Annotated in this window: 8 protein-coding genes and 1 pseudogene; 7 read left to right on the top strand and 2 right to left on the bottom strand. The window is 72.1% G+C overall.

Features of this window, described 5'->3' with window-relative positions; genetic code table 11:
- Window positions 1–239: 239 nt before the first annotated feature.
- Window positions 240–725: a MarR family transcriptional regulator gene (locus tag AB0O67_RS06485; RefSeq protein ID WP_365446796.1), complete on the top strand. Its 486-nt coding sequence runs from the start codon at window positions 240–242 to the stop codon at window positions 723–725.
- A gap of 156 nt (window positions 726–881) precedes the next feature.
- Here the strand turns inward: AB0O67_RS06485 and AB0O67_RS06480 are convergent, their stop codons facing one another.
- A complete protein-coding gene (locus tag AB0O67_RS06480; RefSeq protein WP_365446794.1) occupies window positions 882–1,532 on the bottom strand; it encodes an NAD(P)H-dependent oxidoreductase in 651 nt (216 codons plus the stop codon).
- Between the two features lie 143 nt (window positions 1,533–1,675).
- Between AB0O67_RS06480 and AB0O67_RS06475 the strand changes: the two are divergent.
- From AB0O67_RS06475 to AB0O67_RS06450, 6 genes and pseudogenes are all read left to right on the top strand, one after another.
- Window positions 1,676–2,338, top strand: a pseudogene (locus tag AB0O67_RS06475) (nitroreductase); the annotation flags it as partial.
- Window positions 2,339–2,708: 370 nt separating this feature from the next.
- Entirely contained in the window at window positions 2,709–3,662 is a 954-nt protein-coding gene (locus AB0O67_RS06470; protein WP_365446792.1) for a patatin-like phospholipase family protein, read from the top strand.
- The gene (locus AB0O67_RS06465; RefSeq protein ID WP_365446790.1) at window positions 3,659–4,882 is read left to right on the top strand and encodes a macrolide family glycosyltransferase; all 1,224 of its coding nucleotides are present in this window, start codon (window positions 3,659–3,661) and stop codon (window positions 4,880–4,882) included. The genes AB0O67_RS06470 and AB0O67_RS06465 overlap by 4 nt, the downstream gene beginning before the upstream one ends.
- 3 nt (window positions 4,883–4,885) lie before the next feature.
- Window positions 4,886–5,374, top strand: coding sequence for a hypothetical protein (locus tag AB0O67_RS06460; protein WP_365446788.1), 489 nt, complete (start codon window positions 4,886–4,888; stop codon window positions 5,372–5,374).
- Window positions 5,371–6,303, top strand: coding sequence for a hypothetical protein (locus AB0O67_RS06455; RefSeq protein WP_365446786.1), 933 nt, complete (start codon window positions 5,371–5,373; stop codon window positions 6,301–6,303). The genes AB0O67_RS06460 and AB0O67_RS06455 overlap by 4 nt, the downstream gene beginning before the upstream one ends.
- A gap of 237 nt (window positions 6,304–6,540) precedes the next feature.
- The gene (locus AB0O67_RS06450) at window positions 6,541–7,401 is read left to right on the top strand and encodes a polysaccharide deacetylase family protein (protein WP_365446784.1); all 861 of its coding nucleotides are present in this window, start codon (window positions 6,541–6,543) and stop codon (window positions 7,399–7,401) included.
- 104 nt (window positions 7,402–7,505) lie between these two features.
- On the opposite strand, the gene AB0O67_RS06445 is transcribed toward AB0O67_RS06450, so the two are convergent.
- Window positions 7,506–8,720: a wax ester/triacylglycerol synthase domain-containing protein gene (locus tag AB0O67_RS06445; protein ID WP_365446782.1), complete on the bottom strand. Its 1,215-nt coding sequence runs from the start codon at window positions 8,718–8,720 to the stop codon at window positions 7,506–7,508.
- Window positions 8,721–8,862: the final 142 nt, after the last annotated feature.

Here is an 8,862-nt window from a genome sequence, read left to right as displayed (position 1 = left end):
CAACCGCATCAACGTCATCAACCAGCAGCCCGCCGGCAGCTACCAGCCCGGCCAGTTCGGCTGAGCACACCGTCCGTCTCCCCGTCACCCCGACCCCCTGTCGGGGAGACGGACCCGGAAAGTGCCCCACTTCCGGCCCTCGGGCCGGAGCCCGGCTTCACCCGAGGGCCGGCGCCCACGTCCAGGTTCGGGTTCAGGCGATACCGTATCGAATGAAACGTGGCTGGTAAGGTGCACTCATGGCCCCCGACGCCCCTGAAGAATCCACCACCTCGCGTGCGACCGACCGCCCGGGGGACGCTTCGCCCTTCGCGCTCGGCCTGCTGCTGCGCCGGGCGCACTGGCGCGCGGCCGCGGTGATGACGGAGGCACTTCGGCCGCTCGGTATCGAGCTGCGGCATTTCGCCGTACTGATCGTGCTGATGGAGCACGGACCGACCGTGCAGCGGGACTTGGCCGCCGCCACGGGGTCGGACAAGGCGGGGGTCATGCGGGTCGTGGACGACCTGGAGCGCAGGGGCCTCGCCGAGCGCAAGGCCGTTCCGGGGGACCGCCGGGCACGGGCGGTGGAGATCACGCCTCAGGGCGTCGAACTCTTCGACGCGGCCCATGTGGCGGCAGGGCCACTGGCCGAGCGCCTGGTCGCCGAACTGGGCCCCGGCGAGCCCGAGCAGCTGGCGGATCTGCTGACCCGCTTCGCCTATCCCTCGGACGAAGCGTCCTGAGCACAGGCGCGCACGACGGTCCACGGCGAGGACGCCGGCCTCGCCCGCGTCGAGTTCACCCCGACCCCTTCGCCCTGACAGGCCTGCGAGACGGGCCCACATCCGCACCGTGTGACGACCTGGACCGAGTCGTCACACGGAGGTTGTTCCATGGCGTCAGCCGGCGAGCCGTTCCGCGAGCGCCTTGGCCTTGGCCGTCGCGTCCTCGAAGGCGCGCTCGCGGGAGGCCTCGTAGAGGGGAACCAGTTCGGCCATGGCCGGGTTGCGCGGGGCCATGGTGAGTTCCGGGACGATGAAGTCGGGCTCCAGGCCGAGGCTGCCCTTGAGCACTGCCTCCAGGTAGTTCCGCACGTATTCGAAGTCCTCGCGAGGGGTGCCCGGCGCGTAGGAGCCGCCGCGGCTGGCGACGACGGTGACGGGGGTGCCCTCGGCGGAAGGCGCCTCGCCGACGGTGCGGCCGGGCAGGATCACGTTGTCCAGCCACGCCTTGAGGGTCGACGGGATCGTGAAGTTGTACATCGGGGCGCCGATAAGGATGGCGTCCGCCCGCTCCAGCTCCTCGATGAGGGTCTCGCGCGGGGCGAACGCCGCGGACTGCTCCGGGGTGCGCTCCGCCGGGGTGGCGAAGGCGGCGGTGTGGGCGTCGATGCCGATGTGCGGGACCGGGTCGACGGCGAGATCGCGGTAGATCACCAGGCCGTCGGGGTGCTGCTCCTCCCAGACCTTGCGGAAGACCTCCGTGACCGCGCGGGACGCGGACAGCCCGCCGGGAAACAAGGACGAGTCGATGTGCAGCAGCGTGGCCATGGGTTTCCTCCGATAAGCGGCGCCCGAGGCGGGGGACCAAGGGCTGGGGATTGGTGCTCGATCATAGTTACGGGCGCGATTGTATCGAGTGATACTATCGTGAATGCAACCAACGTGGGGGGCGAGCACATGGGAGGTGGACGATGTTCGACGTCTATGAGGCGGTCACCAGCCGACGGGCGGTGCGGGCATTCACCGACCGGCATGTCCCCACGGAGGTGCTGGAGCGCGTTCTCTCCGGCGCGGCATGGGCACCCTCCGCGTCGAACCTCCAGCCGTGGCACACGTACGTACTCACCGGCGGGGCGCTGACCGAGCTCAAGAAGCGCACCGGCAGGCGGCTGACCGCGTGTGACCCCTGGGACGAGCCGGAGTACCAGCAGTACCCGCCCGCACTGAAGTCCCCGTACCGCGAGCGCCGGTCCGCCTTCGGCGAGCAGCGCTACGGCGCACTCGGCATCGCGCGCGAGGACCTGGAGGCCCGCCAGCGGGCCGCTGCCGCGAACTGGAACTGTTTCGGCGCACCCGCCGCCCTGTTCTGCTACGTCGATCGCGACATGGGCCCGGCCCAGTGGTCCGACGTCGGCATGTATTTGCAGACCGTCATGCTGCTGCTGCGCGCCGAGGGACTGCACAGCTGCCCGCAGATGGCGTGGGCGAAGTACCACGCGACCGTGGCCGAGGTCCTGGCGCCGCCGGACGAGCTCCTCCTCTTCTGCGGCATGTCGATCGGCTTCGCGGACCTCAGGGCGGCCGAGCCCCGTACGGGCCGGGCGCCGCTCGACGAGACGGTCACGTTCGTCGACACGGTGGACGCCGCACCCCCACCGCGCTTGCCGCAGGGGCCGGCAGCGACCTGCGCCACCTCGAGGCCTCCCCGGCCACGAAGCAGCACCACGGCTCCTGCGAAGCGGCCCGCGCCTCGCCCGCGCGGAGTGCGCGGCGTCGTCACGCGCCTCGGCGACGGCCTCACCAGGCGCGTCGGGCACCTCGCTTCCCAGATCGGGGTGCCGCCCGGCTGAGAATCGGTCCCGATCCGTGCCGTGGCGAGAGAGGTTGATCATGAGGAATGCCTGTGGCCGGGTACCGGTCACATGGGCGCGCTGGGGTTTCAGTGCCGGGGATCCGACAAGGGGACGTGGCCACGAGAAGCGCCGAACCCCGAACGGCGGCCAGGTGACGCGTCCCCTGCCCTCCAGCCCGGGGCCCGAAGGCCCCCTGCCGGCCGGCCTGGCCGCCCTTCCCCGGCCCGTGGCCGTGGTGGTGGGCGCGGGCGGCGTGCTCGGAGCGGCGCATGCCGGTGTCGGGTACGCCTTGGAGGAACGCGGATTCACCCCGGACATGATCATTGGGACGTCCGTGGGCGCCCTCACCGGAGCCATAGCGGCGGCCCACCCCACCGGGGCCGCACCGTGGCTCGACGGTGTGTGGACCCAGCTGCGACGCCGTGAGGTGTATCCGCTCGGTTTCCTGCCCTCGCGTGCCAGCCTCTTCACCGACCGCGGTCTGCGCCGGCTCATCGCCAGGTCCGGGCTGCCGTCCCGGATCGAGGAGCTGGCGGTCCCGTTCACCGCGGTGGCCATGGACCTCGCCACCGGCGCGTCGGTGTCGCTCGACCGCGGGGACCTCCAGTCCGCGCTGCTGGCCAGCGCGGCGATCCCCGGGATGCTGCCCCCGGTGGAGCGCGAGGGCCGCATCCTCGTCGACGGCGGCGTGATCGCCTATGTCCCGGTCCTTGCGGCCCTGCGGGCCGGGGCGGCCAGCGTGGTGGTGCTGACGACCGGGCCGGGGAGCTCGGCGCCGCACCTGCCCGTCCCGAACCGACGGGCCGGCGCCGTCGCCGCCAGGGCCGGACTCCTGCTGATACAACATCAGATCGAGCGTGACCTCGACGCCGTGTCCCGGCACATCCCGACCGTCGTACTGCCGACCGGCATCGAGGCCTGGCCCGCACCGTGGGACTTCGGCCAGTCACAGCGGCTGATCAGCACCGCGCACCGCACGGCGGGTCAGTTCCTCGACGGGCTGCGCATCAGTGGGCCCGGCCTGTACCGGACCGAGGAACCTCCGGCGGCGTCGGCCGACCGGGGCGAGGCATCGACCCATTCCCTCTCGCGGAGCGCTCTTTGAGTACCATCGCCTTCCTCAGCATCGCCATGCACGGACACGTCAACCCGACGTTGCCGCTCGTGGCCGAGCTCGTACGACGTGGCCACTCCGTCACGTACCACACCTCCCCCTCCTTCCGTGAGGAGGTCGCGGCTGCCGGCGCGACGGTGTGTCTCTACCCCGGCGCCCAGCAACCGCTCCCCGATCCGCCGACCCCGCTCACCCTGATCGAGGCACTGACGGGCGCGGCCGTCCGCATGGTGCCCACGGTGATCGACGACCTGCGACGGATACGGCCCGACCTGATCGTGCACGACAGCACCTGTCCGTGGGGCGCCGTCGCCGCTCGCGCACTCGGGGTCCCGGCGGTGTCGTCGTTCACCACGTTCGCGTACAACAGGCAGGTGCCGAGCCCCACCCGCGGCTCGTGGGGCCTGCTGGTCGCGGCGGCGGCTCGCCCCGGCAGCCTCCGCAACCATCTGCGGTCACGACTTCGACTGCGCCACGACTTCGACACGAGAGGGCTGCCCTGGTTCGACATGGGAAACATCCGGCAGCCGCTCAATCTCGTGTACACGGCACGGGATTTCCAGCCCGCCGCCGACAGGTTCGACGAGAGCTACCGGTTCGTCGGTCCGAGCATCGGCGCCCGCACGGCGGTTCCGTCGTTCTCGGTCGACCGGCTGCACGACCCCGTCCTGTACGCCTCCCTGGGCACCGTGTTCAACGCCGACCCGCGCCTGCTGCGCAGCTTCGCCACCGCGCTCGCGCCCCTGGGCGGCACCGTCGTCGTGTCGACCGGGCAGACCGATCCCGACGCGCTGGGCCCCTTGCCGGCCAACGTGCTCGCCCGCCGCTTCGTCCCGCAGACGGAAGTGCTCGCCCGTGCCTCGCTGTTCGTCACCCATGGCGGGATGAACAGCGTCAACGAGGCCATCTACGCGGGGGTTCCGATGCTGGTCGTGCCGCTGGGCGCCGACCAGCCGATCGTGGCCCGCCGCGTCGTGGAGCTCGGCGCCGGCCTGTCGATCCGCTCCCAGGACGTCACCAAGGGCTCCGTACGTGCCCTCGCCCGGCGGCTGCTCGGCGACAGCCGGTTCCGCGAGGCCGCGTCCACCCTTCAGGACGTCCTGCACGCGGCGGGCGGATACCGGCGCGCCGCCGACGAGGTCGAACAGTACGTGCGCGCGACCGGGTCGTCCGGTCGGCCGGCGTCCGGCGCACAGTCGCGGCGAGGCTGAGCCATGTCACCTGCCGTCGTCGTCCTGCTGCTGTTCGCCGGGGTGTCGGAGGCCGCCGGTCGCATCCTGCCCCTGGTGGTGCGCCGGCCCGGCATGCCACGGACTCTGGTGGCCTCGTTGCTGCTCGCCGGTGGCCTCGTCGAGTGTGCGGTGTTCGCGCTGTGGCCGCTGACCGCGTGGAACCTGGCCGAACTGGTGGTGTCCTCCCCACCGCCCGGTGACGGGCTGGTGTGGACGCCGGGCGTGGCCGCTCCGCTGGTGCTCTCCGCCGTGCTCGCGTTCCCCTGGCTCGGGCCCGTGCTCCACCTGTTGCTCTTCGTCGGGGTCGGGGCCGGTCTGGCCGAGCCCCTCGCCACGGCGACCGGGCTGGGGTGGTGGACCGCCGTGGGTTGCGTGGCCGTCGCCGGGGTCGGGCTCGGTCTCGCCGTGGAGGCCGTTCGACGTCTGGTCGTGAACCTCAGCACCGCCGGATCGCGGGAGTCGCTCGCATGAACAGTTTCCTGCTCTGGGTCTTCGCGATCGGGCCTGCCCTCCTCGCCGAAGCCCTGCTGGCCCGCTACGAGGTGATGGCCTACGGCGCCGGCTGGCGTGCCCCCGTCACCGCGCTGCCCCGGGGCGTGCCCTACGCCCGGGGCGCGGAGCCGGACGCTCCCCCGGATGCCTACCTGGTCTACCTCGACGGCATCGGCAAGCGGCGCGTCCGGGACAGCCGGGACGGCGGCCAGCTGGTCAAGGCCCTGCTCAACGGGGCGCCGGAACTGCGGGTACTGGGCCAGGTGCAGCCGTACTCGCCGTTGGCCGACCCGCTCGCCGACCGGCCGGTGTGGGCGTGGCTGCAGCGCCGCGTCGGACTGCTGCTTTTCCTGCACAACGTCATCCAGATCTTCGTCGCCGCCGACCGCCGGTACCGCCCGCTGTACAACCGGGCCGTCGGCTCCCAGATCGCCACCCAACTCCGCCTCGCCGGTTACGAGTTCGGCAGCGGGATCCCCGTGGTGCTGCTCAGCTACAGCGGCGGCGCGCAGGTCGCCACCGGTGCTGTCGCCCAACTGCACGCGCAGCTGCGCTCCCCGCTCCTGCTGATCATGCTCGGTGGGTTCCACAACGGCGCCAACGACCTCACCCATGCCGAGCACCTCTATCGGCTGACCAGTGCCGGCGACCGGATCGAGCGGCTCGGCACCTGGATCTTCCCCCAGCGCTGGCCGCTGTTCCGGGCCAGCGGCTGGAACCGGGCCGCCCGCGCCGGAAAGATCACCGAGTACCGGCTCGACCCGGCCACTCACGTCGGGCCGCTCAGCTACATCAGCCCGTCGGCACAGTTGCCCGACGGCCGCAGCCACCTTGCCCGCACGGCGGAGACGGTGATCGCGCTCGTCCGCGCCCACCGCAGAACGACGGTGGCGACGGACCACCCCTAGCAGAGGCCTCGTGCGCAGGGCGGATCGCAGGGTCGCCCTCGCCACAACAGCCGTCCTGGCCTCCGTCACCCGCCGCTCCCCCAGCTCCCGACCCCGTCGGGCGCCGACCCGCGATGGCGGCACGTACAGCGGAGGCGGAGGCCGCGCACCGGTCCGACCGGTGACGACGGCGCTCGCCGTAGCTGACGCTCCCGCTCACCGCTGACACCCAGCCACCACGCCCGGAGGACCTCCGTGATGTCCGCAGCGCCGCCCAGCACCACAACCACCCCGCCCGGGCCGGGCCGGGTGCGGCCCGGGATCGCCCGGGCACTCGCCGCGCTTCCGCTCGCCGCGCTCGCCCTCACGGGCTGCCAGACCCACGCCACCTCGCCCTCCGAGGCCCGCGCGGAGGCACTGGAGAACGCTGGGGCCGTCACCGGCGGGGACGGAGGACCCGGAACCGCCGGACGCACCGCGGACGAAGCAGGCGGCGCCGACGCACCCGTCGACTGCGAGAAGGCCAAGTGCATCGCCCTGACCTTCGACGCCGGCCCCGGCAAGGACACGCCAGAGCTCCTCGACATCCTCAAGAAGGAGAAGGTCCGCGCGACTTTCTTCCTGCTGGGCAAGAACCACGTGCTCAAGTACCCGGAGACCGTCCGCCGTCTCGCCGCCGAGGGCCACGAGGTGGGCAACCACACCTGGACCCACCAGCGCCTCGACGGGCTCGGCAAGGACGCGATACGCGACGAACTGGGCCGCACCCAGGACGCGATAGCCGAGATCACCGGCCAGAGGCCCACCCTGATGCGGCCTCCCCAGGGCCGCACCGACGAGGAGGTCACAGCCGTCTGCGAGGAGCTCGGCCTCTCCCAGGTCCTGTGGAGTACGACCGCGAAGGACTACGCGACCACGGACTCGGCCCTGATCGAGAAGCGCACCCTGGATCAGGCCGGCCGGGACGGCATCATCCTTCTGCACGACATCTACGACGGCACCGTGCCCGCCGTGCCGGGCATCATCGCCGAACTGAAGAAGCGCGGCTACACCTTCGTCACGGTGCCCGAACTCCTCCATCCCGCCCGGCCGGTGCCTGGAACGGTGTACCGCCCCTGACCAGCGGCAAAGGCGACCCGTCCGCGCAGCGCGTCGTGGGCCGTGAGAGCCCGGTCGGCGAACCGGAGCAGCACACGTCGCGGCGGCGGGACTCTGCTCGCCGATCAGTTCCTGCGGGGCGCAGCGACGAGTTCGCCCACCGCGGTGAGCCAGTGGTCGCCGAGGCGGCCGATGCCCGTGAGGCCGTCATCGTGCACGACCGTGAGCCGTGCGTTGTCCTGGTACGTCGTGAGGGCGGTGTAGCAGCGCAGCCCGCCGGCCAGGGCGATGAACATGGCGGCGTGCGTGGCCCGTTGGCCCTGGTGGGTGAGCTCGGGCCCGACCTCCATGGTGGACGCCAGGGCAGGAACCGCCTCGGCGTCGGCCAGGCGCAGGGCCGCCCGCATCCCGACTGCCGAAGGCAGGGTGCCGAGCACGAGGCGGGCGGCGTGGCGATGGTGGCTGCGCCGGAGGTGTTCGGTCTGGGAGATGACGTGCTCGAGTGCCTGGCGAGAATCGGCGTGTGCGCAGGGCAAGGTCACCCGTGCGGTCACCAGCGCGTTGCCGACGGCCAGTTCCTGACCCGGCGCTCGCACCGACAGGGGCATCGAGATCGGCATCGGGGGGTGTGTCCGGCCGGTGCGTTCCTCGTGCCAGCGCCGGACGGCCTGCGAAAGGGCAGCCAGATAGACGTCGTTGACGGTGCCGCCGTGGACGCGGCGCGCCGCGTGGAGGTGGTCGAGGGCGACGTCGGCGTGGAACATGCTCTGTGTCTCGGCGGGGTCGGCCGCGAAGGCCGGGGGTACCTCCGGGGAGCGCAGGGCACGGAGGGCTTGTCCTGTCACCGAGGTGAAGCCGCGCAGACCAGGGGTCACCGCGGGATGCATCCGTGGCTGCCAGCCAGGTCGATCGTCCAGCAGAGCACGGGTGATGCAGACGGCGGCGGCGCCGTCCCTGAGCGCGTGGTCGGAGCGGAAGCACAGCGAGTGGCCCTGCGCCCTGGGGATCAGCCACAGGTCCCACGGCGGTCGGCTCGACGTCAGCGGAGTGCTGATCATCATGCGGTCGGCCACCCGGGCCGCGCCGTTCGGGCTGTCGTGCTCCTCTCGCGGCAGGTCGAGCTGGTGCACGTGCTCCTCCACCGCGAGCTCGCCGACCGCCCTCAGCCCCTTCTCGTCGCTGTCGACCCGGTAGTGCAGGGAGGCGATGTCCGCGACGCGCTCGGCGACCCGGGCTCGCACGCTGGACAGCGTGGGGGCTGGGCCGTCGAAATCCAGCATGATGCCCATGGGCAGCGGACCGGCGGCGGCCGCGCGGAAGGCCCGGTCAACTGCCCCCAACTTCTCCGGTGGACGGGGTGAGGTCGAGGGAGGCTGGTGCATGGCGGACCTCTCGGAGCGTGGCCGGCGGATCGTCTCGCGGACAGCGTGGCAGGAGTGTCCGCGGGGCGGGAAATCCACCGCTGGACGTCGGTCTGCGGCC

Origin of the sequence: Streptomyces sp. NPDC086077, from assembly GCF_040686175.1 — a bacterium.
Taxonomy (GTDB): domain Bacteria; phylum Actinomycetota; class Actinomycetes; order Streptomycetales; family Streptomycetaceae; genus Streptomyces.
This window is presented reverse-complemented; position numbering and strand designations above follow the sequence as displayed.

Coding starts and splice junctions, on each gene's coding strand:
- AB0O67_RS06485 (WP_365446796.1), top strand. CDS start 240: ATGGCCCCCGACGCCCCTGAAGAATCCACCACCTCGCGTGCGACCGAC.
- AB0O67_RS06480 (WP_365446794.1), bottom strand. CDS start 1,532: ATGGCCACGCTGCTGCACATCGACTCGTCCTTGTTTCCCGGCGGGCTG.
- AB0O67_RS06460 (WP_365446788.1), top strand. CDS start 4,886: ATGTCACCTGCCGTCGTCGTCCTGCTGCTGTTCGCCGGGGTGTCGGAG.
- AB0O67_RS06455 (WP_365446786.1), top strand. CDS start 5,371: ATGAACAGTTTCCTGCTCTGGGTCTTCGCGATCGGGCCTGCCCTCCTC.
- AB0O67_RS06450 (WP_365446784.1), top strand. CDS start 6,541: ATGTCCGCAGCGCCGCCCAGCACCACAACCACCCCGCCCGGGCCGGGC.